The organism is Vibrio sp. JCM 18905, assembly GCF_055393305.1.
Window position 1 is genome coordinate 707777 of the sequence record NZ_AP043878.1, and the last position, 21199, is coordinate 728975.

At 45.8% G+C, this 21199-nt stretch carries 21 protein-coding genes; 13 read left to right on the top strand and 8 right to left on the bottom strand.

What is annotated here, in order from left to right:
* Positions 1-51: 51 nt before the first annotated feature.
* Positions 52-492: an Lrp/AsnC family transcriptional regulator gene (locus ACZ5ZC_RS03110; protein ID WP_029862756.1), complete on the bottom strand. Its 441-nt coding sequence runs from the start codon at positions 490-492 to the stop codon at positions 52-54.
* Positions 493-606: 114 nt separating this feature from the next.
* Between ACZ5ZC_RS03110 and ACZ5ZC_RS03115 the strand changes: the two genes are divergently transcribed.
* From ACZ5ZC_RS03115 to ACZ5ZC_RS03125, 3 genes are all read left to right on the top strand, one after another.
* Positions 607-1191, top strand: coding sequence for a LysE family translocator (locus ACZ5ZC_RS03115; RefSeq protein ID WP_006740964.1), 585 nt, complete (start codon positions 607-609; stop codon positions 1189-1191).
* A gap of 255 nt (positions 1192-1446) precedes the next feature.
* Positions 1447-3369, top strand: coding sequence for a S9 family peptidase (locus tag ACZ5ZC_RS03120; protein WP_464931760.1), 1923 nt, complete (start codon positions 1447-1449; stop codon positions 3367-3369).
* Between the two features lie 211 nt (positions 3370-3580).
* A complete protein-coding gene (locus tag ACZ5ZC_RS03125) occupies positions 3581-4354 on the top strand; it encodes a siderophore-interacting protein (RefSeq protein ID WP_464931761.1) in 774 nt (257 codons plus the stop codon).
* 99 nt (positions 4355-4453) lie between these two features.
* Here ACZ5ZC_RS03125 and ACZ5ZC_RS03130 read toward each other — a convergent pair whose 3' ends face one another.
* Both ACZ5ZC_RS03130 and ACZ5ZC_RS03135 read right to left on the bottom strand, forming a co-directional pair.
* Positions 4454-5326, bottom strand: coding sequence for a LysR family transcriptional regulator (locus ACZ5ZC_RS03130; RefSeq protein WP_464931762.1), 873 nt, complete (start codon positions 5324-5326; stop codon positions 4454-4456).
* A 79-nt stretch (positions 5327-5405) separates the two neighbouring features.
* The gene (locus ACZ5ZC_RS03135) at positions 5406-6212 is read right to left on the bottom strand and encodes an arylamine N-acetyltransferase family protein (protein ID WP_054866732.1); all 807 of its coding nucleotides are present in this window, start codon (positions 6210-6212) and stop codon (positions 5406-5408) included.
* A 292-nt stretch (positions 6213-6504) separates the two neighbouring features.
* Between ACZ5ZC_RS03135 and ACZ5ZC_RS03140 the strand changes: the two genes are divergently transcribed.
* From ACZ5ZC_RS03140 to ACZ5ZC_RS03160, 5 genes are all read left to right on the top strand, one after another.
* Complete coding sequence (locus tag ACZ5ZC_RS03140; protein WP_054866733.1) at positions 6505-7653, top strand: S-(hydroxymethyl)glutathione dehydrogenase/class III alcohol dehydrogenase; 1149 nt, start codon at positions 6505-6507, stop codon at positions 7651-7653.
* 61 nt (positions 7654-7714) lie between these two features.
* A complete protein-coding gene (fghA, locus tag ACZ5ZC_RS03145) occupies positions 7715-8554 on the top strand; it encodes an S-formylglutathione hydrolase (RefSeq protein ID WP_464931763.1) in 840 nt (279 codons plus the stop codon).
* 451 nt (positions 8555-9005) lie between these two features.
* On the top strand, positions 9006-9461 hold the full coding sequence (locus ACZ5ZC_RS03150; protein ID WP_005391987.1) for a putative pterin-binding protein: 456 nt from the start codon (positions 9006-9008) through the stop codon (positions 9459-9461).
* A gap of 5 nt (positions 9462-9466) precedes the next feature.
* Positions 9467-10564: a GGDEF domain-containing protein gene (locus ACZ5ZC_RS03155; protein WP_464931764.1), complete on the top strand. Its 1098-nt coding sequence runs from the start codon at positions 9467-9469 to the stop codon at positions 10562-10564.
* Positions 10565-10588: 24 nt separating this feature from the next.
* Positions 10589-10978: a hypothetical protein gene (locus ACZ5ZC_RS03160; protein WP_020838370.1), complete on the top strand. Its 390-nt coding sequence runs from the start codon at positions 10589-10591 to the stop codon at positions 10976-10978.
* Between the two features lie 105 nt (positions 10979-11083).
* Here ACZ5ZC_RS03160 and ACZ5ZC_RS03165 read toward each other — a convergent pair whose 3' ends face one another.
* Complete coding sequence (locus ACZ5ZC_RS03165; RefSeq protein WP_046875603.1) at positions 11084-11887, bottom strand: Cof-type HAD-IIB family hydrolase; 804 nt, start codon at positions 11885-11887, stop codon at positions 11084-11086.
* A gap of 95 nt (positions 11888-11982) precedes the next feature.
* The gene (locus tag ACZ5ZC_RS03170; protein ID WP_464931765.1) at positions 11983-12870 is read right to left on the bottom strand and encodes a LysR family transcriptional regulator; all 888 of its coding nucleotides are present in this window, start codon (positions 12868-12870) and stop codon (positions 11983-11985) included.
* A gap of 126 nt (positions 12871-12996) precedes the next feature.
* Between ACZ5ZC_RS03170 and ACZ5ZC_RS03175 the strand changes: the two genes are divergently transcribed.
* The 3 genes from ACZ5ZC_RS03175 to ACZ5ZC_RS03185 all read left to right on the top strand — a co-directional run bounded on the left by ACZ5ZC_RS03175 (position 12997) and on the right by ACZ5ZC_RS03185 (position 16274).
* Positions 12997-13863: an MBL fold metallo-hydrolase gene (locus ACZ5ZC_RS03175; protein WP_464931766.1), complete on the top strand. Its 867-nt coding sequence runs from the start codon at positions 12997-12999 to the stop codon at positions 13861-13863.
* Positions 13857-14477 carry a DsbA family protein gene (locus tag ACZ5ZC_RS03180; RefSeq protein ID WP_182034272.1) on the top strand — a complete coding sequence of 207 codons (621 nt, stop codon included), beginning with the start codon at positions 13857-13859 and terminating at the stop codon, positions 14475-14477. Before ACZ5ZC_RS03175 ends, ACZ5ZC_RS03180 begins: the two co-directional genes overlap by 7 nt.
* A 117-nt stretch (positions 14478-14594) precedes the next feature.
* The gene (locus ACZ5ZC_RS03185) at positions 14595-16274 is read left to right on the top strand and encodes an RluA family pseudouridine synthase (protein WP_464931767.1); all 1680 of its coding nucleotides are present in this window, start codon (positions 14595-14597) and stop codon (positions 16272-16274) included.
* 97 nt (positions 16275-16371) lie between these two features.
* On the opposite strand, the gene ACZ5ZC_RS03190 is transcribed toward ACZ5ZC_RS03185, so the two are convergent.
* On the bottom strand, positions 16372-17712 hold the full coding sequence (locus tag ACZ5ZC_RS03190; RefSeq protein ID WP_464931768.1) for an MATE family efflux transporter: 1341 nt from the start codon (positions 17710-17712) through the stop codon (positions 16372-16374).
* Between the two features lie 533 nt (positions 17713-18245).
* Between ACZ5ZC_RS03190 and ACZ5ZC_RS03195 the strand changes: the two genes are divergently transcribed.
* Entirely contained in the window at positions 18246-19394 is a 1149-nt protein-coding gene (locus ACZ5ZC_RS03195; protein ID WP_104973238.1) for a GGDEF domain-containing protein, read from the top strand.
* Positions 19395-19397: 3 nt separating this feature from the next.
* Here the strand turns inward: ACZ5ZC_RS03195 and ACZ5ZC_RS03200 are convergent, their stop codons facing one another.
* Entirely contained in the window at positions 19398-19679 is a 282-nt protein-coding gene (locus ACZ5ZC_RS03200; RefSeq protein ID WP_005392005.1) for a hypothetical protein, read from the bottom strand.
* A gap of 131 nt (positions 19680-19810) precedes the next feature.
* The gene (gene ppnP, locus ACZ5ZC_RS03205; protein ID WP_005392006.1) at positions 19811-20095 is read right to left on the bottom strand and encodes a pyrimidine/purine nucleoside phosphorylase; all 285 of its coding nucleotides are present in this window, start codon (positions 20093-20095) and stop codon (positions 19811-19813) included.
* A 326-nt stretch (positions 20096-20421) separates the two neighbouring features.
* Between ppnP and ACZ5ZC_RS03210 the strand changes: the two genes are divergently transcribed.
* Positions 20422-20925: a DUF2850 domain-containing protein gene (locus ACZ5ZC_RS03210; RefSeq protein WP_054866862.1), complete on the top strand. Its 504-nt coding sequence runs from the start codon at positions 20422-20424 to the stop codon at positions 20923-20925.
* Positions 20926-21199: the final 274 nt, after the last annotated feature.

A 21199-nucleotide genomic window follows, 5' to 3' on the forward strand; every position in this document is an offset into this window, starting at 1 on the left:
TTCGAGTCACTTCAAATTCATGTGCCACAAAACCATGCCACGCTTGACCGACTAACGTTCGTCTTTCGGTGTATCCATCACCACCATGGTTGTGATCGACTTGACGTGTTCGCACTCACCCAACACATCAGCGTGAAACGCTTTATAAGCGGCTAAACTTTGCGTTTCTACGCGTATTAAATATTCGTTGGCTCCCGTAATGTTGTGACATTCCACCACTTCATCCACAAAGCGCACGTGTTCTTCAAAACCAAGCTGTGCTTGCTTAGAGTGCGAGGCCAAACCAATCGACACATAAGCGACAAAACCCACGCCAAGTTGCTGATTATCCAGTACTGCTCGGTAGCCTTTGATCACGCCTTTACGCTCTAAATCTTGCACTCGGCGTAAGGTTGCAGACGGAGATAAACCAACGCGTTCCGACAGCTCTACATTGGAGATTCTTCCGTCTCGTTTGAGCACTTGCAATATTCTTTCGTCAAATCTATCCATGATGATGTTTCATTGCTTATTTAGTTTCTAATCATCAAATAAAAGCACAATATTGACCTCAGTTCTACTTATAGTTGTTCTCAACTTATCGAGAACTGATTCAAGGAACAATCTATGGAATATCATCAACTGGGCGCTTTGGCGTTGTTCGCTTTTGTCTCCACTTTTACGCCGGGTCCCAATAACATTATGTTGATGACCTCAGGGGCAAATGTTGGCTTTAAACGAACCATTCCACACATGTTGGGCATTACCTTCGGTTTTGGTGCCATGCTAATTTTGGTGGGCATTGGCTTGATGAGCCTCTTCAACGCTTACCCGATTACTCACTCCATTTTGAAAGTATTGAGCTTGAGTTATTTGCTGTACTTGACGTACAAAATCGCCACGAGCGGCAAAACCGAAGCAAAACACGATTTTCGCCCAATGTCTTTTTTAGGGGCGGTGGCATTCCAATGGGTGAACCCGAAGGGTTGGTCGATGGCGTTGACGGCCATTACGGTATACACCAGTGGCGGTTCTTGGCTTGAACTGACTTTTATCGCCGGTATCTTCTGTTTAGCCAACTTGCCATCGGTAACATTTTGGACCGCGGCAGGCATGCAACTTCAACGCTGGTTGACCACATCTAGGCGTGTAAAAGGGTTTAACTATGGGATGGCAGCGCTTTTACTGCTGTCGACTATCCCAATGATATAGAAGACAAAATAGCCGTAAAACCGTGATCTAATACAAAGTTCAGGTAGATACTGAATCAATAATCACAATCTAACGCCACTTTTGGACAATGCCAGGGTCATAGTAGCGAAGCAATGCGCTATTTATTAAAAGCACACTAATCATAAGCCAGAGCTATTTTAATGTTCGTTGCTTGCTCGCAGTAACTGCGATGAATCTATCACCCTGGCCAAAAGCTCATGAGCTTAAGGTCCTTTACACAAGGAGCGTTACACAATGCACACTCGCAAGCTTATTCTTGCTGCCACTTTTGGATTATTATTGGCGGGTTGCAGTCAAACATCCACCACAACCAATACTGAAGTCATTCCACCCGAGTATCCAGTGGATTATTTCTTTAAAAACAGCGAAGTTTCTAGCTATCAAATCTCTCCTGCTGGTGGCTACATCTCAATGATGAAGCCATGGCAAGACCGTAAGAACGTCTTTGTTTATCCCACAGATAACCCCGATCAGATAAAACGCGTCACATCCGTAACAGGGCGTGACATCGCATACTACTACTGGGTTGGCGAAGACACCGTAATTTACTCTCGTGATACGGGAGGAGATGAGAACTTTTATCTCGTGACGGTTAATGTCAAAACAGGCGAAGAGAAAACCATCACACCGACATCCGGTGTTGTGGCATACGTTATCGACACACTAGACAATCAACCCGATGACATTTTGATTTCGAGTAACGAGCGTAACCCGCAAGTCTTTGATGTTTATCGACATAATCTAAAAACAGGCGAAAATACTCTCGTCGCGCAAAACCCGGGCAATGTGCGCTCATGGGGTACCGATCACGATGGCAACATTCGTGTCATCACCACATCAGATGGTGTTAATACCTCCGTTTTATATCGCGATACGGTTGAAGATGAATTTAAGCCGCTAAAGAATCTCACTTTCAAAGAGAGCTTTAGCCCCATTTCATTCACGCCGGACAACAAAAACTTATATGTGGCATCACGAATTACGCGTGATAAATCAGCCATCGTTGAATACGATGTAAAAGCCAATAAAGAAATACGAGAAATCTTCTCTCACCCGGAAGTTGACGTGAATAGCGCTCACTACTCTGAAGCGCTTAATAAGCTGGTTTCAGTCTCTTACGTGACAGATAAAAACCACTATCACTTCTTAGATGATTCCTACCAACAAACCTTCGAGCGCCTCTCAGACAAACTGCCAAATGTAGAAATTTCTGTAACCAGTGCGACGCGAGATGAAAGTAAAATGATTGTCGTCACCTACAGCGATGTCGATCGACCAAATTACTACTTCTACGATCGTAAAGCAGACAAATTGGAGAAATTGGCAGAAAACGCTCCATGGCATAAGCCAGAACATATGGCGAAGATGACGCCTATCCAATACACCGCTCGCGATGGAGAAACCATTCATGGGTACCTAACGCTGCCGAAGGGTCGAGAAGCCAAAGATCTGCCTTTGCTTGTGCTCCCACACGGTGGTCCATGGGCTCGTGATCACTGGGGATTTCAGCCTGAGGTACAATTATTCGCTAATCGTGGTATCGCCGTGCTGCAAATGAACTTCAGGGGCTCAACTGGTTATGGTCGCGAGTTTTGGGAGAAGTCGTTCAAGCAATGGGGACAATCCATGCAGGATGACATTACCGACGGTGTCAAATGGGCTACCGAACAAGGTTACGCACAAGATGGCAACGTATGTATTTATGGTGCCTCTTATGGCGGCTACGCAACTCTGGCGGGGGTGACATTCACTCCGGATTTATATAAGTGCGGAATCGACTACGTTGGCGTATCGAACTTATTTACCTTTATGGACTCCATTCCACCTTATTGGGCACCATTCCTTGCAATGTTACACGAGCAAGTAGGCAATCCGAATGATCCTGAAGACGCGAAAATGATGAAAGCCTACTCACCAGTGTTCCATGTCGACCAAATTAAGGCACCCTTATTGGTTCTACAGGGAGCACAAGATCCACGCGTGGTGAAGAGCGAGTCAGACCAAATCGTTAGTGCACTGCGTGAACGAGGCGTCGAGGTCGAATACATCGTGAAGGAAAATGAGGGGCACGGATTCCGCTCTTTAGAGAACCGTCTTGATGGTTACCAAGCGATGGATAGATTCCTAAAAACACATTTACTTGAGCAGACTCAGTAAGCCTTTACATCGCTAAGTTCGAAAGGGCATGTTGGCGTGCCCTTTCTTATTTTTTCTACGTATTTTGCTCGACCCAGTCCACAGTACTACTGCAATACTCCAATAATCCAGCTCAATTCACAGTGTAAATTTATATAAAGACACTACCCTCTTATGAGAGATCTTGATAACCTTAAATGAGAAAGAGAATAATTATCGAGTAGAGTCAAAGATGAAGAAGAAGCCTCAACCTAAAACGACTGTTGTCACAGATACAGAGACAATTACCCCAAATATGCAGCGTATTACTTTGCAAGGTGAAGCGCTAAGCCAGTTTCCACGCGACTGCGAAGGTAGCTACATCAAGCTATTGTTCAATGAGATGGGCGGTACCGATTTGAGCACGCTAAGCGACGATGACCGACCATTAATGCGAACCTATACTATTCGTCGTTTCCATCCGGAAACACACACCATCGAAGTCGATTTTGTCCGCCACACCACACAAGATTTACAGTGTGGCTTTGCCGCGCGTTGGGCGATGGCCGCACAAAAAGGCGATACGATTAATATCGTAGGTCCAGGCAGTATCTCTAATTTGAATACCGAGGCTGACTGGTTCTTTATGGCCGCCGATATGACAGCACTTCCTGCTCTTTCAGCGAAAATTCGTACGCTACCAGAAGAGGCAAAAGGCTATGCCGTGATCAGTGTGATGTCTGCGGCAGACATCCAGCCTCTGCACGCACCAGCTGGTATGGAGCTAATTTGGCTTACAGAAGGTCAAACCCTAGCAGAAGCGGTACGCGAACAAAAATGGCTAGATGGGGACGCCGCAGTATGGTGTGCCTGTGAGTTCGATTCAATGCGCGCGCTACGCCAATACTTCCGCAACGAGAAAGAAGTTGATCGTGAAAATATCTACATCAGCAGCTATTGGAAACAAGGCGTGTCGGAAGACGGGCACAAAGTGATTAAACGTGAAGACGCGGAATCCAATCAATAGTGGTTCATGTCTTTTCGATTCCAGCTCTCATCCCAATAAAAACGCCCAGCATCACCGGGCGTTTTAGCAACATACCTTGTAATGAGGCACTTTAAACCGCTAATCAACAAGCTCTTGCGCCAAAAAGTCGATCAACAACCTCACTTTTGGCGACAAATTGCGACTTTGCGGATACAGCGCCCAAATGCCTTCGCGATCGTCGCGGTAATCGGTCAGCACCTCGACCAACTCACCACTGTCTAACGCTTCTTGAACGTAATAATCCGGCAGCTGCACTAAACCCAGACCGCGTTTCGCTGCGTCCACCAAAGCAAAACCGCTGTTGCATTTAATCCGTCCCGACACGCGTAAAGACTTATCGCGTTTATTTTCCTTAAAGTGCCAATAGTCGACCGAGCCAACCAAGCACTGATGCCGTCCCAATTCCGACAACGTATGTGGCTCACCAAAACGCTCCAAGTACATCGGACTGGCACACACGTAGGTTTGACGTGAGGAAAGACGTTTAGCAATCATGCTGGAATCTTGCAAGCGGCCAAGACGAATCGCCACGTCCACACCTTGCTCAATCAAATCCAGCTTTTGGTTGGTCAGCACTAAATCAAGATCCACACGCGGGTACTTTTCCAAAAACTGATGCAAAAGCGGCGCGAGATTCATTTCCCCATACGTCACAGGAGCCGTCACGCGCAGCAAACCGCGCGGTTCGGTCTGCATTTGCGTTACGGCAAGTTCGGCCAGTTCTAACCCTTCCACCAAATGTTTACACTGCTGGTAATAGAGTTGTCCGACTTCAGACAAGGAGACTTTCCGCGTCGTACGATGCAGCAATTTCACCGCAAGTCGTTCTTCAAGTGCAGATACCCGACGACTGATTTGTGCCACCGATGTTTTCAGCTTAGCTGCTGCTCCGGTAAAACTGTTGGTTTCCGCCACAGCAACAAATTCGCTGACCCCTTCCCAATTCGCCATGCTGTATTCCTGTCGACCTCTTTTAGACAAATAGTGATGAAAATGTTCTCGTCGCGCTACGCTTTGAAAACGGGAGAGTTTACACCTCAGGCAACGGACGAAGATCGCCGTACTGCGCATCAAGTTCAATGCCGAAGTGTTCTTTCAAGGCATCCAGATAAGCTTGGCCTGGCTCTAACTCCAATTCTGTCTGCTCACCTTGGCTAGTGTATTTGAGTGTGTAGTTAAGCAATGTCACCAACCCACTTTCTGTTGCTTTCGCCGCGACTCTTGCGCTGGTAAAACGCGAGTGAGGAGAAGTGGAAGTAAAAAAGTTGCCACACGCGATATCACCCGCAAACACAAACTCTAAATCGAAGCTATAAAGGTTGTTCCATGTGTCCGTTCCATCCGTTGACAACACTTGAAGGAAGTAACCAAACTGAGCATCTTCGACAAAGCGGAAGGTTTGTAAATCCGTCTGAATCACTTGGTTGAGGATAAACGGCAATGGCGCGCGCGGCGTATTGGAGCCAAAGCCTACATCGACAATCCATGCTTGTTCATCCAGCGTTACCAACGTGATTTGATGACTACGGCCCGTTGGTGTGCCCGACACATGCACACGTCCTAGTAAACTGCGTGCTTCAAATCCGAGAGTATTGAGTACCTCAAGCATTAAGCCATTCAATTCAAAGCAGTAACCACCGCGAGAGTGATACACCGTTTTTTGAATGATGTCTTCAATCTCAACAGAGATGCCGCGCTGCAACGCAATATCAAAGTTCTCAAACGGCAGGCTGCGGTGCTGCGCCACGTGTACTTTATGTAATGTTTCTAAATCGGCAGGTAGCTCTCTTGGCAAACCGAGCTTGGTTAAATAGGCATTCAGATCCGTCTTGTTCATAATCACTCTTACTTCGCTGATGGGTTGATTGCGTTCTACTCTAGCCCCTCTACCTAACTTCAGGTCAACTGCCTTTCCGCTTTCCCTGCCGCGTTGAGGAGACGTCACACTCTTATAATCTGCTTACCTTACCATTATTACGTATATGTAAAAATCATTTTCAAAATGGACGGATTATCATTTTTATTGAAACACCTAGAATAGATACCAACAAAACGACGCAGCGCAGTAAGCAAACCTTAACTACGCTTATTACGTCACTCCATATACTGAGAATATAAAGGAAAATCCAATGACTGTTGAAATCAAACCTGGTCAAACTCACATCAAATCCAAGGCAATGGTTGCATGGGCCGCTGGCGAACCACTGAAAATGGAAGAAGTGGATGTACAGCTTCCTAAAGCGGGTGAAGTGCTAGTGCGCATCGTCGCAACAGGTGTTTGTCATACTGATGCGTTCACTCTGTCAGGCGACGATCCAGAAGGCATCTTCCCTTCGATTCTTGGTCACGAAGGTGGCGGTATTGTTGAAATGGTTGGCGAAGGCGTTACCAGCGTTGAGGTTGGCGACCACGTGATTCCTCTTTACACCGCAGAATGTGGCGAGTGTAAGTTCTGTAAATCGGGCAAAACCAACCTTTGTCAGGCCGTTCGTGAAACACAAGGTAAAGGTCTGATGCCCGATGGTACAAGCCGTTTTTCTATCAACGGTGAAACCATCTTCCACTACATGGGTTGTTCTACTTTCTCTGAGTACACGGTACTCCCTGAAATCTCGCTAGCGAAAGTAAACAAAGATGCGCCACTTGAAGAAGTGTGTCTGTTAGGTTGTGGCGTAACAACCGGTATGGGCGCAGTTATGAATACGGCAAAAGTTGAAAAAGGCGACACGGTTGCGATCTTTGGTCTGGGCGGCATCGGTCTTTCAGCGATCATCGGTGCGCGCATGGCAGGTGCAAGCCGCATCATCGGTATCGATATCAACGAAAGCAAATTCGATCTTGCAAAACAGCTAGGCGCAACCGATGTGATTAACCCACAGAAATTCGACAAGCCTATCCAAGAAGTGATTGTTGAGATGACTGACGGTGGTGTTGACTACTCATTCGAATGTATCGGTAACGTAAACGTGATGCGTCAAGCACTTGAATGTTGTCACAAAGGTTGGGGGGAATCGGTGATCATCGGTGTTGCGGGTGCAGGTCAAGAGATCTCAACTCGTCCATTCCAGCTAGTAACTGGTCGTGTATGGCGTGGCTCGGCTTTCGGTGGTGTTAAAGGCCGCTCTGAGCTTCCAGAAATCGTAAACCGTTACATGGCTGGTGAGTTTGGCTTGCAAGAGTTCATTACTCATACAATGGGATTGGCTGATGTAAACAAAGCGTTTGATCTGATGCACGAAGGTAAGAGCATCCGTACTGTTATTCATATGGATCAATAATGCTGCCTCAGGCTCTCCTTTTGGGGAGCCTGAATTCATTCTGTTGTTAGAGAGTTTATTCATGACCATTGAAAATGTAAGCCAGGCCAAAGTGTTTGGCGGTTGGCACAAACAATATACACACGAATCCAAAGCCCTAAACTGCACGATGCGCTTTGCGATTTTCTTACCACCAAATGCCACTAAATCGAACCCCGTACCCGCTTTGTACTGGTTGTCGGGCTTAACCTGCACCGATGAAAACTTTATGCAGAAAGCGGGCGCATTTCGTATGGCGGCCGAGCTTGGCATTGCGATCATTGCACCAGACACGAGTCCAAGAGGCGAAGGTATCGCTGACGATGAAAACTATGACCTGGGTAAAGGAGCTGGCTTTTACCTTAATGCGACTCAAGCACCTTGGTCACTGCATTACTTCATGTACGATTACGTGACTAAAGAGTTACCAGAGATCATTGAAAGCAATTTCCCTGTCTCAGAAGTAAAATCGATTTCTGGGCACAGCATGGGAGGTCACGGAGCATTAACCATTGGTCTGAAAAACGCAGAACAATATCGCTCAATATCGGCGTTTAGCCCTATCTGTAACCCAGTCCAATGCCCTTGGGGACAAAAAGCCTTTACTGGTTACTTAGGCAAAGATATTGAGAGCTGGAAGCAATACGATGCAAGTGAGCTTCTCAAGCAAAAACCATCACCACTTCCTATTTTGGTTGATCAAGGTGATGCTGATGGCTTCCTCAACGAGCAACTTAGGCCAGAAGCGCTGGTTGCTGCAGCAAAAGTGCATGATTCAAACCTGAACTTAAGAATGCAATCTGGTTATGACCATAGCTATTATTTCATTTCAAGCTTTATTGACGATCATCTCAACTTCCATGCGAAGTATTTGTTTGCCTAATTCATAGAAGTAACTTGATGAATTAAAAAATAAAGTCACCTACCTAGGTGGCTTTATTTTTGGTGCGTATTAACATACCAATCTTAAATAACATTGGAATAAAGATAGAGAACAATGTAAGGATGAAATCGGGTTTGCTTATACCTCAATCATTAGCCCTTCTAATTCTCATTCACAATACAATTCATCGGTTGAAAATAGGATTAATTTCCATTAAAAATCTGCGAACTGACGCGAATTCGTTATAGAGCGAAATAATAACGCATATTTCTGACCTTTTAATTAAGAAGTCACTTAATAACCTTGACGTACAGTAAACCGACAGTTACTTTTCAAACATAACATATTATAAAATCTCATCCGGTTGGCTCTATCATTACAATTACAAATAAAGTACTGCTAGCACCTTTGTCCTAGCTCAGCAAAAAGAATAAAACTCAAAGGGCATATGATGAAAAAGATAGTCGCGCTAGGTCTGTTTTTTGTTGCGCCATTCTTATCTGCAAGTACGATCGTATTTAGCAGTAGCCAACAACCTAGTGTCACATTAAAACTGGAAGAGATTCAATCTTTACCAACCACCAGCTACACAACCACGCTGCCTTGGATCCCTGCTTCTTCTGAATTTCTTGGGGTCAAACTTAGCACGCTCCTCACCCACGTCTATGGCAAAGTGCCAGAACAAGTTGATGTCAGTAGCTTGAATGACTATCACTCGACACTGTCTCGACAAGACATTCTTAGATACCAACCAATACTGGCTTACCAACAAGATCAACACTATATAAAAGTCAGGAATAAGGGGCCATTTTGGGTAATATACTCTCTTAGTCTCTATCCTGAGCTCAACTACAATAAATATCACGCGCAAATGGTCTGGCAAGTAAATGAGATGAAAGCAAAATAATAAGAATGAAGTTATCAGAACCCACCCCTCAAAAGCAGAGATCACCACAATACTCTACAACCAGTAAAATGTTGCTTGTGGTGTTTGCCACTTCTTTGCTTCTCGCAAATGTATTGCTTCTGCAGCAGACACGCGCACTGTCACAAAACTTTAATAATGAGCAAAAACAAGCAACCTGGTTTTTATTCCAACTCTCTAAAGAGCTTTCGGAACTTGTCGGAGAAGCGAGACGAGTCGATGAAAATGTATTAAATATCGAAGGTGCAGAGCTGCAATATGAATTGGCCTGGAGTAGATTCGATTTATTAATTAGTAGTAATGAAGCCTACACTTTTTTCTCTCGAAATAATATGCATCAGTATTTCATTGATCTTTTTGAGGAATTTCAGGGGCTGGAAGCGCAATTAGTTGAAGCAAGAACTGGCGATAGCCAAGCTGCGGCTCAATTTTATCGATCCACTCAAACACTGTACTTAAGCTTGGTCGATTTCGTTAATCAGAACTTTCGCCTAAGCAGCAAAGTCTATGAGGCACAGAAAGGAGAAACGCAACGGTTAATGCAAGCGCAGTATATGCTGTTTGCTACATTCGTTTTGTCGATCCTGTCTCTGACTTATTTCTTTTATCGTGAATCCCATTTCCATAGAAAACTGGCGCTCAGCGACCCACTGACTCATCTTGGAAATCGCAATGCACTATTTATCAACCTGAATGAGCTCACTCAAGAGAAAAGGCCTTTTTCTCTGTGGATTTTAGATTTAAATGGTTTTAAAAGCGTCAACGATACACACGGTCATCAAGTGGGAGACACCGTACTGCGTGAAATTGCTAGACGGCTTAAATCTATGGCGTTGAATGATTTTACCGTCTATCGCATGGGAGGCGATGAGTTCGCCGTCATCCTCGAAGGGGAGCATGTTGATGAAGAAGGCGTTAGTGAGCATATCAATGCGGTATTTGATGCGCCAATACTAAACTCCGACAACGTCGCGACACTATCAACCAGCATGGGCTTAGCCCAATACCCAAAAGACAGTAACAATGTTGACTTTCTTATCAGCATAGCGGATAAGCGCATGTACAAAATGAAATTTCAACGTTAAACGGTATTTATGATGAGAAAGTTCATGCAAATACTGCTTCTACTGGCAGTCATTGCGGCAGGTGTGTTGGCTTGGGTATTTATTCCATCGCACGAAACCATCGGGCAAAAAACGCTTGAGCAGGCACTCAACGATGACTACAGCCTCGTTGGGCATCGAATCTACTCAACCGATCCGGATGCTGGCAACCGATTCGGCTACTTCGTATTGGCAACGGGACAGAGCATTGAAGAACAAGAGCCGTTTTTGGTCACTTCGGATCAGTTTATTCGCATGGAACAAACGGGTGATAACACCTTGTCTGTTACCGTCAATGGCCGTATCTACCAATACCACAACGACTTGTGGGTGCCAAAATCGGATGGAAAGTTGCAGCACTTTTTGGTCAGCGCAACTGCCAACTACGTGCGCTAAAAAACGGGAACATTACTACCCCCTCCCACCACACAAAAAAACAAAGCCCCGCATGCACTGCAGGGCTTTTTACGTTAAGAAGAAAGTAACATCGAAAGGGGGGCGTTACTTCGCTAACACTTTCTCTTTAATCACTTTGAGTACCCCAGCCTCTTGGTTGCTTGGCGCAGAATAACGAGCGATTTTCTTAATCTCTTCATGCGCATTGGCAACCGCGTACGAATGCTCACTGACTTGCAGCATTTCGAGGTCGTTGAGGTAATCACCAAACGTCATGGTTTCTGCCGGAGTAAAATTCATCGTCTCTTGAAGGTGCTGGATGGCCGCGCCTTTAGACGCCTCGGCATTCATCACATCCAGCCAAATTTTTGCGCTCACTACGACTTTATGCGTTGCGCCAAACTTCGCGTTCATGGTCGGGAACAGGAGCTCTTCCGAACCGTCAAAGTGACAAATTGCTACCTTAATAAACTCGTCTTCGACCTCAAGCAAATCCGGCACATATTCACAGCGGTGGTAGTACTTTTGAAATTCTTCCAGCGATTGCTGATCATGCGTTTCGATGTACGCCGAGCGCTTGCCACACAATACGATGTTTGCTCCGTCAATTTCACGAGCCGCTTTCACAATCTCCGCCACTTCCGCTTTAGGAATAGTGCAACTGTAGAGCTCTTTGTCTTGGTACATCACCAAGGTGCCGTTTTCGGCCACATACAACACTCGATCTTTGATTGGCGCGAACGTGTCTCGCAGGCTGTAATACTGACGACCAGACGCAGCGGAGAACAAAATGCCTTGCTCTTCCAGTTGCAAAAACAGGTCGAAAAACTCTGGATCCAAACGACCGTATTGGTCAAGCAAAGTGCCATCCATATCGGAAGCAATAAATTTGATGCGAACTTGTGACATTAACTAAAACTCTAAATGACGCTGCGAAAAATATATCCATGTAAGGTACAGGATCTTGTATGAATCTCAAGTCGGGATGACGAGGCCTTTCGCGATTACCAAGGGTGCTGTTTAAAGTAATCTTCACTGTGATCGATGAAGGCTCTCACCGCAGGAGACAAGTGTTTACGCGATGAATATAGCGCGTAAATGTTGAGATCATTTGGCTTCCAATCCGGCAACACCGACTCAAGCTGACCCGATTGCAGATAGATATTGCTCAAATAGGTTGGCAGCATCGAAATACCCATGCCTTGCAAAGCGCCATGCAATAACGCTGTGGCCTCATTGCTGGTTAGGCGACACTCAATTCCCACCGATTCGAACTGCTCGCCCAGAGACAAATGCCACACGTGACGCTCAAAGTTTTTGTAACCCAAACAGTCGTGTGAAGATAAATCTCGCGGATGCGCGATCGCGCGATGAGTTTGCAAGTATTGCGGCGATGCCACCAACACCGATTCACACACCGCAATCGGCTTACCAATCAAAGAAGGATCGGGATCTGACGCAATTCGGATTGCCAGATCGATGCGTTGCTCGGTTAGATCACTCACTGAATCTTGCAGATCAATGTCGATATGCACTTTGGGGTGCTTTTGCATAAAACTGTTTACGGCTGGGATCAACTGTGAGAACCCAAATGAAGTGCTAGACGCGAGACGGATTTTTCCGGACAGCTCACCATCAACGGCAATGTTCGACGTCAACGTATCGGCCTGTTTTAACCAGCGCTCAATCTGAGGCAAGCAGCGCTCCCCTGCGGTGGTGAGTGACACCTTGCGCGTAGTGCGGTGCAACAAACGAGTTTGCAGCCAGTTCTCCATCGCCTCTACATAACGAGTCACCATTGGCCGAGACATGTCTAACCGCTCTGCGGTCGCGGTAAAACTGCCAGAATACACCACATCCACAAATACTTTTGCTGCCGTTACTCTGTCCATACATTTGCTCGAAATAAGAAATAGTGATGTACATTATTGTGTATTTTTCCGAGCGTATCAATTTTCTAATATAGCTCCCGTTCCCAAGCCATCGTCGCTTGGCCCCAAATTCTTTAGGAGCTTATTATGAAAAAATTCACTTTGATTGCTGCATCCATTTTAATGGCAAGCCCTGCCCTAGCGGCAAACCACTCTCCCCTTAATCTTGAGGTTTACAACGCCGATGGTAACAGCTTCCACGTTAACTCAACCTTGGTATACGGTGAGACTGATGCCATGCTCATCGACACTGGCTTCACCAAAGCTGACGCGATGCGCATTGCCGCCAAAGTGTTGGACTCAGGCAAAACGCTTAAAACCATTTTCATCAGCCAAGCGGACCCAGATTACTACTTTGGCGCAGAGGCCTTACACCAACAGTTCCCTGATGCGCAGATCATCACAACGCCAGCGGTTCAAAAAATTATTAAAGAGAAGTTGGCTGGAAAGCTGGCGTACTGGGGGCCAAAGCTTGGCGCAAACGCACCGGTAAAACCAGTGATCCCTGTCGCGTACGATAAAGCATCATTAGAGCTAGAAGGTCATAAGATTGAAATCCGTGGTAACCATGGCACATCAGCACACCGCCCTTACCTATGGATTCCAGATAACAAAGCGATTCTAGGTAACGTAGCCGTGTACTCAAACGTACATTTGTGGATGGCCGATGCCGCTGACCAAACCGCTATCAATGCTTGGGAGCAACAACTTAGCGAGATGCTTGCGCTTAAACCTCAATTGGTCATTCCTGGTCACATGAAAGCAGGCACAAAGCTGAACGCAGACACCATTCGCTACTCGCAACAATACTTGCAGGATTTTCAGCAAGCGAAAAAACACAGCAATAACAGCGCTCAACTCATTGACACCATGTCAGCGAAATACCCAGAAGCTCAATTGCCAATCGCGCTAGAAATCGGTGCAAAAGTGCATACTGGTGAAATGTCATGGTAACCGTGCATTACTTCTTCGATCCCATGTGTGGTTGGTGCTACGGGGCATCACCACTCATCGAAGCCTTGATGAACACCTCTCAATTTAAGGTGGTGCTTCATCCCGGCGGCATGATCGAGAAACGCGCGATTGAGCCTGAATTTCGTCAGCACATCATCAACAGTGACGCTCGTATCGCAACCGAAACCGGAGCAACGTTTGGTGAAGCATATCTGCAACGCGTGAAAAGCGAAGATACGTTTGTTCTTGATTCTTATCTACCAACACAAGCGATCTTGAGTGCGGAGAAAATGGGGCTGAATCCATGGCACATGCTAAAGGCCATCCAATCCGCGCATTATCAGCTCGGGTTAAAAGTGAATGAAGCATCGACGCTCAAAGCCATTGCAGAATCGCTAGGTTTAGCAAACGATGCGTGGGAGCAAAACATGACGTTAAGCGAAGCCGAGCTAAACGAGAGAATTCGCTCTAGCCGACAGTTGATGCGCCAGTTACACGTTGGTGGTTATCCAACCCTGATTGCAGAAGTAAATGGCGAGTACCTGACCTTGCCGCACTCGACCTACTACGACAAACCGGCACAGTGGAAGCTTGCATTACGAAAACTGCAATAAGCTCTTCCCCACTCGCTCTTGTTCTTAAGCCAAGAGCGAGTGCCAACACCGACATGGCAATCCTGACTCAAACAGGTACAATCCTCGCTCGAATTTTTACTCGCGCGGATACCCACCATGCACTCGCCTGAACATTGTTTTACACGTTTTACTGCTGATACTTCTGACTATGAATTACCAACGCAGTTTACGTTTCCGTTCTACTACACGCCGCATCCTCTTTGCGTTTTGGCCGCAAAGCAATTGCAACAGCACTTATTAGCGCAAACCGACTTCGAACACGATTTTGGTTTGGTTAATGAAGAAACGGGGCGAGGCAAAATGTTTGGCGTATTGCTGGTAGAAAGCCCTCAAGGCGAGCTCGGCTTTTTAAGTGCATTTTCTGGCAAAATTGCTGACCAAAACTTGATTCCAGGATTTGTCCCTCCTGTGTACGACATGCTGACCGATGAAGGCTTCTTCCGCGCAGAAACGGATGCCATCAACGCCGCCAATGCGGAGTACAAAACCTGTGCTGCGAATCCGGAATTGGCAGATCTTAAAGCGCAAATCCAAGCCGACCGAGCCGCTTATCAGCAAGAAGAGCAAACACAGCGCCAAGTGATGATAGACGGCCGCGCCGCACGCAAACGACAGCGCCAACAGGGAGAGCAAACGCTCAATGCCGATGATCTCAAAATCTTGTTGGATGAATTGGGTAAGCAAAGTGTCGCCGAGAAAAATGTTCTCAAATACTTAAAGCAATCGTGGGATGAAAAGCTTGCAACCAAAGAAGCACGATTGGCCGAGTTAGAGCAGCAACTTGCTCACCTGAAAGAGCAGCGCAAGACGCTCTCCAACGCTTTACAGCACAAACTGCATAAACAATACCGCTTCCTAAACAGCCATGGCGAAACACGCGACTTGGTGGACATTTTTGCGGACACCACAAACCCAATCCCACCAGCAGGTGCGGGGGAATGTGCTGCGCCAAAACTGCTCCAATACGCATTTAAACACAGATTCAAACCGCTGGCGCTGGCAGAATTTTGGTGGGGTGTTTCGCCAAAGTCTGAGGTTCGCCAACACAAAAAATTCTACCCATCGTGCAACAGCAAATGTCAGCCGATTTTAGGCCATATGATGCAAGGGCTGGATGTCGAACCCAACCCATTGGCGGAGAATTGGGCAGAAGACAAAGAGCTAGAGATAATCTACCAAGACGACGCTATGGTCGTCGTCAACAAGCCCTCGGGCTTACTTTCAGTGCCGGGTAAAACCATCAAAGACTCTGCTTATACGCGCCTACAAGCGATGTTCCCTGATGTGGAAGGGCCGTGTGTGATTCATCGCCTCGACATGGCGACCTCTGGCATTTTGGTGTTTGCCTTAACTAAACGCGCGAACAAAAGTCTGCAAAAACAGTTTATGGCTCGCGGCGTACAAAAACGTTATATGGCACAGCTCGAAGGCGTATTGAACGAACCGGAAGGGGAAATTTCACTGCCAATGCGTGGCGACCCAGACGACCGCCCACGTCAGTTGGTGTGTTTTGAACACGGTAAACATGCAGAAACCTACTGGCAACTGATTGAAGTCAAAGATGGACGCAGCAAGGTATACATGTATCCGAAAACCGGGCGAACTCACCAACTACGTGTACACAGTGCTCATCACATGGGGTTAAACATGCCAATGGTTGGTGATGGTTTATACGGCGAAAAAGCGAATCGCTTACACCTGCATGCTGAGATGCTAGAGCTGGATCATCCATACAGCAAAGAGCGCATGGTGTTCAGAGCTGAGTGCGAATTCTAACTTCTTCCAGATTTTAAATAACAAAAAGGCACTGACTATCAGTGCCTTTTTTGGTTTCTAACAACAGAATAAGCGTGATGCGCGATACAGCAAACCGTTAGCTCACCTTAAACTTGGTCCACACCTGAGAGCGCCAACGCCTTGCCATGATGATACCACGCACCCATTCATCGAGAGCGATTGCCATCCAAGCCCCTAAAACGCCATAACCCAAGTGGATGCCAAAGATGTAAGAGAAAAGCACGCCTAGTCCCCACATACTCAAAATCCCCATTTGCACTGGGAACTTGATGTCACCCGCGCCTTTCAGCCCCGCGATAAAAATCAGGTTAAACACACGTCCGGCCTCGAGCAAAATTGAGCCCATGACTAACGAGCCTGCCAATGCGAGTATTTCTGGTTGATCGGTAAATACGCGCAGAACCTCTTCTCTAAACAGGTAAATCAGTGTGGTTGCCGCCGTTGATGCCACAAATCCCACTAAGAAGTAGATTTGTACGCGTTTTAAAATGCTGCTCACCCAACCTTTGCCGATGTAGTAACCAGTCTGAATTTGCGCAGCCTGACCAATTGCCAACGCGAAAGCAAACGAGAAACGGGCAATGTTTTGTGCATAAGTGAAAGCCGCCAACGATGCCGTCCCCATTTGCACCACAAAGTACACAATGCAGATTTGCGCCACGTTGTAAGACAGCACTTCACCCGCGTTCATACCGCCGATTTTTAAGATCTTTTTGTAAATTTCTGCGGGCACTTGTTTCATGGTCGACATTGGTAGTTCAATGCTGCTGCGAGCTAGAATAAACCATAACATTAACGTACCGATGACTTGGCTGACGACGGTTGCTATTGCTACACCTTGCACACCATACACAGGTAAACCGAATGGCTGGTAAAGCGCAATATAGTTACCAATGATGTTGAACACACCCGAGATCAAGTTCACCACCATTGGAGAGCGTGAATAGCCATGGCTACGCAGAATGGTCGTAAAAACAACGCCAATCGTAACGTTAAACGTCATCGCACCGCTGATCAGCAGATATTCACGTGCGTATTGCTCGACTTGTGCCTCCAAACCGTAATACGGGAGCAGGAATATCGCGCCAAGCACGGCAATCACACTCAAGAACGCACCGACAATCACGGACAGCGCAATACTTGCAACGCCGACGTTCACAGACTCTTGCTCGCGCCCAGCACCGTTGTATTGGGCAATCAAAATCCCCGTTCCGCTGCTGACAAACGTCGAAACGATGATTAAGAAAAAGGTAATCTGCGTGATCACACCAACAGCGGATACCGCTTTGTCTGAGTATCCACTCAGCATGAACACGTCACTGGTTCCTAAAGCCGTCCGTAGCAAAATTTCGACAAGAATCGGCCAAGCTAACGCCACAATAGACATTCGCTGGTTGATGTTCTGGCTTTTAGGCATGTTTGTAACCTTTCCTACAACTAAAAACTGCCTCACAAAATGTGTGAGGCAGTTTGGAAAAAGAGTAACTAGAACGAAGCTCGAGATGAGGTCGTGATTTAGCGCGGATTCTAGTCGCATATTGGTCACAACGACAACAATATTTCGCTCTGTTTCGGAAAAATATTTCTAATGCTTTTTCACAACGAAAAACTCATTGACGGAACTTAGAGATCGTCGATTGACGAACAATGAGATCAATAAGTAGAAGGTGCCATTCATGCTACTCCCAACAGAGCTCAGTCAGGATAGACCCTGCAAATACAGCGGTGGAAATGCATTACTTTGAATTATTAATCGAACCATCTGAAACCATAAAGATCCGCCATGGAAAACTTTATAAGCCTTTGTTGTGCTTTGAGCACTCTCACCAAACCACACTTCTAGGCCCATACTAAAAATGACTGACATCACATTTGGAAACTTTGTTGTTCTATTTATCGCTAAAATACCGCCTAGAATAAGCGTACACGTTAATTAAGCAAGGATACGTAATGTCGACATTGGCTGGAGCACGCTTAGAGGAAATGGCGGATATCCGCTCAACAAGAAAAAAGAAAATTGTCTTTTTATGCTCCAGTATCGCCGCGGCATGTTTAACTTATGGCTCCATTGCTCAATTGTTTGAGGATAATTGGGGATTAAGCTTTTTCCATGCTCTGTGTGCCTTAGCCTGTTTAGGTATCAGTTATGTAATAAAGGTCCAACGACATCATCAATATGCCGACCTATGGCTGAGTGCAGTCTTGATGTTCGAAGGGTTATTGCTACTTCTGTATAACGATGCCCCCTCAGGTAAACTATTATGGCTATACCCCATTGTCGCCACTCTGGTGCTGATCAATGAGTTTAAAGTCGGTCTGCTGTTTAGTGGCACCTATATCTTACTGATCTTTTTTGGCGTCGTTTTTTTAGATCGGCTACCAACAGCCAGTGACATCATAGAACGACGATTTATGCTGACCCTGATAGCAACTGCATTTGTGTGTCACACATTCTCGTATTACTACACAAAAGTCCTCAACTACATTCAAACACTTTATCGTGAAGGGATTGAAGAGTTGGCGTATTTTGACCAACTCACAGGGCTTGCCAACCGCTGGAGCTTTGAAACTTGGGCGCGAGCAAAGCTCGATGAGATCAACCATTCATCTGATGACAGCATCACTGCTCTGGTCTTCCTAGATATTGATAACTTCAAACATATTAACGACACCTACGGACACGATATTGGTGACCAAGTGCTTCAAGCCTTTGCAACTCGATTAAAAAACAATGTTCGCCATAAAGACAGAAAAACCGACAAACACGACTACTCCATCGCTCGATTTGCGGGCGACGAGTTTGTGCTCATGCTGTACGACATAAACAGTAAAGATGACCTCGACAGCATTTTGAAGCGTATTGTGAATCTATTCCCAAAAGGCTACCGAAGCTACGATATGATTAACGAGTTAACAATGAGTGTGGGCGCTGCTATCTACAAACAAGATGCGAAGGATTTATCTGAATTGACTCGGTGCGCAGATAAAGCAATGTATGCGGCTAAACACACAGGGAAAAACCAATACGCGTATTACGAGCACTGCAATACCGAAGAGAAGTCAGCCTCTGAAACGCCGACTGTATCAGAAGCTTGCTAATGGTTAAGCGAATACATGCATCACCCATAGCCCCAGCACCAGAAATACGATTAGCCACACAGCTTGCAGCACTCTGCTCGGCTTATCTTGCTGGCGACTGAATTGGCCTTTAAACGCACGGTCCTTCACTTTGCCCATTAAACCTTTCCCTAGAGCACGTCGATAGAATTCACGTCTCTTATGGGCTGCATTGGCGACCTCGGTAAAACGATGTCTTTGCTCATTGGTGAGATCTTTATCCTCGTAACGAGGAGGGAGATCAGAATGCTTGCGTTGTACTGCCATCACTTCCTCCCTGGTCGATGGGTACATTTTTATTAAGTATATACCCAAATAACCAAAAGATGCGTTATAAGTGAAGGACATAGACGAAAAAACCACCCGAAGGTGGCTTTGTTACAGGCAAAAAGGACGCTTTAGAAGTACTCACATAAATACGCAGTCGCGTCTTTCACTTGAAGCTCAAATGAGGAGTTCCCTTCCACTTCAAAAAACTCACCACTTTGGTAAGTCGTCCAATCACTCTCGCCGACACGCTTGACCACAAGTGCACCTTTTACAACCGTCATACGCTCAGGCGCTTGAGTGCCGAACGTGTATTCACCAGGAAGCATTACACCAACGCTAACGTCCTGATCATTCTGGTTAAAGCCTAGTGATTTTACACTACCTGCAAAATAGCTATTTTCCTTAATACTCATTATTGGTTTCCTTATCAAAAGTCCGCTCTTTTTTACCTTGTTTCTTCCTGTTACTCAAGCTCTGAAAGCCATTAAGCTCAACGTTATAAAGCACATCCTTTGCTACTGAGCGAGGCCACCTTTTTCTAGGCTTAACCAGACGACGTAATTAGTGAGATAAAGTCGGTGAATTAGTTAACGCTAGCAAACAATAAAACCATCAATAAGAGTGTATCCGAATGTAAAAGTGGACATTAGATCATAATTTCTTAGTCTTAATGGCGGGATTGTTTGTTTTTGAGAAGGAAGATTTCCACCATATTAAAAAAGGGAAGAAAAGTAGACCAATGACGGACTCAGCTCGCCGAAGGCGGAAAACAAGACAGGAACCAAAACTTTCATTTTGGGCTCGCCACCAATCCAAAGTCCTCAAAAGCGCATTTGCCGTTTTCGGGGTGGGTCTTTTGACGTTTTTCAGCTATCAAATCCACCTATCCTATCAAGACCATATTGACCCGGAAAAAGTCTACGGCGAGTGGATTGAGATCGGCGCGCCACCCTACCAAACAGAACGTCTGACTTTCACAGAGGATGGGGTATATCGAAACCATCGACTCATCACGACAGAATTTGAATTCGATGGAAAGGTCATCACGTTGAACACTGGATTAGGAAAAACCGCGTACCAGATCTCGGGCTCTCACCTTTCACCTCAGATTCGCCGTATTGAGCCTCTTATTCCAGATCAACGATTCATCCGTAAGGGATTTGAGCATACCGTTCAAGGCTCAGAAACCGGAGCGGCTTCAAAACGTCGCGCTGCATTAAGTGAACATTTCAGCCGTGACTAGCACGTCTTCACGGCTATTTCTCCTTTCAATTCTCTTTCTACTTCGATGAAACAAAACCTTAATAAACAATGAAATAAGGTATTCATCGCATTTATCCCACCCGATACTGAGTAAACAATAATTTTAGTTTCTGCTGAGATTTTATAAATTATTGACTCAGTCTGACACTTTCTGTGTAACAGAGTGCGAGTTTTAGTTAAGTTCTCTCAAGTGCCTCGAAAACCGTCTTAATTTTTTTTGACGAAAAAAAACTCTCTGAAATGCTGAGTGTGAT

Coding starts and splice junctions, on each gene's coding strand:
- ACZ5ZC_RS03190 (WP_464931768.1), bottom strand. CDS start 17,712: ATGCCTAAAAGCCAGAACATCAACCAGCGAATGTCTATTGTGGCGTTA.
- ACZ5ZC_RS03175 (WP_464931766.1), top strand. CDS start 12,997: ATGAAAAAATTCACTTTGATTGCTGCATCCATTTTAATGGCAAGCCCT.
- ACZ5ZC_RS03195 (WP_104973238.1), top strand. CDS start 18,246: ATGTCGACATTGGCTGGAGCACGCTTAGAGGAAATGGCGGATATCCGC.
- ACZ5ZC_RS03210 (WP_054866862.1), top strand. CDS start 20,422: ATGACGGACTCAGCTCGCCGAAGGCGGAAAACAAGACAGGAACCAAAA.
- ppnP (WP_005392006.1), bottom strand. CDS start 20,095: ATGAGTATTAAGGAAAATAGCTATTTTGCAGGTAGTGTAAAATCACTA.
- ACZ5ZC_RS03110 (WP_029862756.1), bottom strand. CDS start 492: ATGGATAGATTTGACGAAAGAATATTGCAAGTGCTCAAACGAGACGGA.
- ACZ5ZC_RS03130 (WP_464931762.1), bottom strand. CDS start 5,326: ATGGCGAATTGGGAAGGGGTCAGCGAATTTGTTGCTGTGGCGGAAACC.
- fghA (WP_464931763.1), top strand. CDS start 7,715: ATGACCATTGAAAATGTAAGCCAGGCCAAAGTGTTTGGCGGTTGGCAC.
- ACZ5ZC_RS03140 (WP_054866733.1), top strand. CDS start 6,505: ATGACTGTTGAAATCAAACCTGGTCAAACTCACATCAAATCCAAGGCA.
- ACZ5ZC_RS03155 (WP_464931764.1), top strand. CDS start 9,467: ATGAAGTTATCAGAACCCACCCCTCAAAAGCAGAGATCACCACAATAC.
- ACZ5ZC_RS03180 (WP_182034272.1), top strand. CDS start 13,857: ATGGTAACCGTGCATTACTTCTTCGATCCCATGTGTGGTTGGTGCTAC.
- ACZ5ZC_RS03160 (WP_020838370.1), top strand. CDS start 10,589: ATGCAAATACTGCTTCTACTGGCAGTCATTGCGGCAGGTGTGTTGGCT.
- ACZ5ZC_RS03120 (WP_464931760.1), top strand. CDS start 1,447: ATGCACACTCGCAAGCTTATTCTTGCTGCCACTTTTGGATTATTATTG.
- ACZ5ZC_RS03185 (WP_464931767.1), top strand. CDS start 14,595: ATGCACTCGCCTGAACATTGTTTTACACGTTTTACTGCTGATACTTCT.
- ACZ5ZC_RS03150 (WP_005391987.1), top strand. CDS start 9,006: ATGAAAAAGATAGTCGCGCTAGGTCTGTTTTTTGTTGCGCCATTCTTA.
- ACZ5ZC_RS03125 (WP_464931761.1), top strand. CDS start 3,581: ATGAAGAAGAAGCCTCAACCTAAAACGACTGTTGTCACAGATACAGAG.
- ACZ5ZC_RS03115 (WP_006740964.1), top strand. CDS start 607: ATGGAATATCATCAACTGGGCGCTTTGGCGTTGTTCGCTTTTGTCTCC.
- ACZ5ZC_RS03135 (WP_054866732.1), bottom strand. CDS start 6,212: ATGAACAAGACGGATCTGAATGCCTATTTAACCAAGCTCGGTTTGCCA.
- ACZ5ZC_RS03200 (WP_005392005.1), bottom strand. CDS start 19,679: ATGGCAGTACAACGCAAGCATTCTGATCTCCCTCCTCGTTACGAGGAT.
- ACZ5ZC_RS03170 (WP_464931765.1), bottom strand. CDS start 12,870: ATGGACAGAGTAACGGCAGCAAAAGTATTTGTGGATGTGGTGTATTCT.
- ACZ5ZC_RS03165 (WP_046875603.1), bottom strand. CDS start 11,887: ATGTCACAAGTTCGCATCAAATTTATTGCTTCCGATATGGATGGCACT.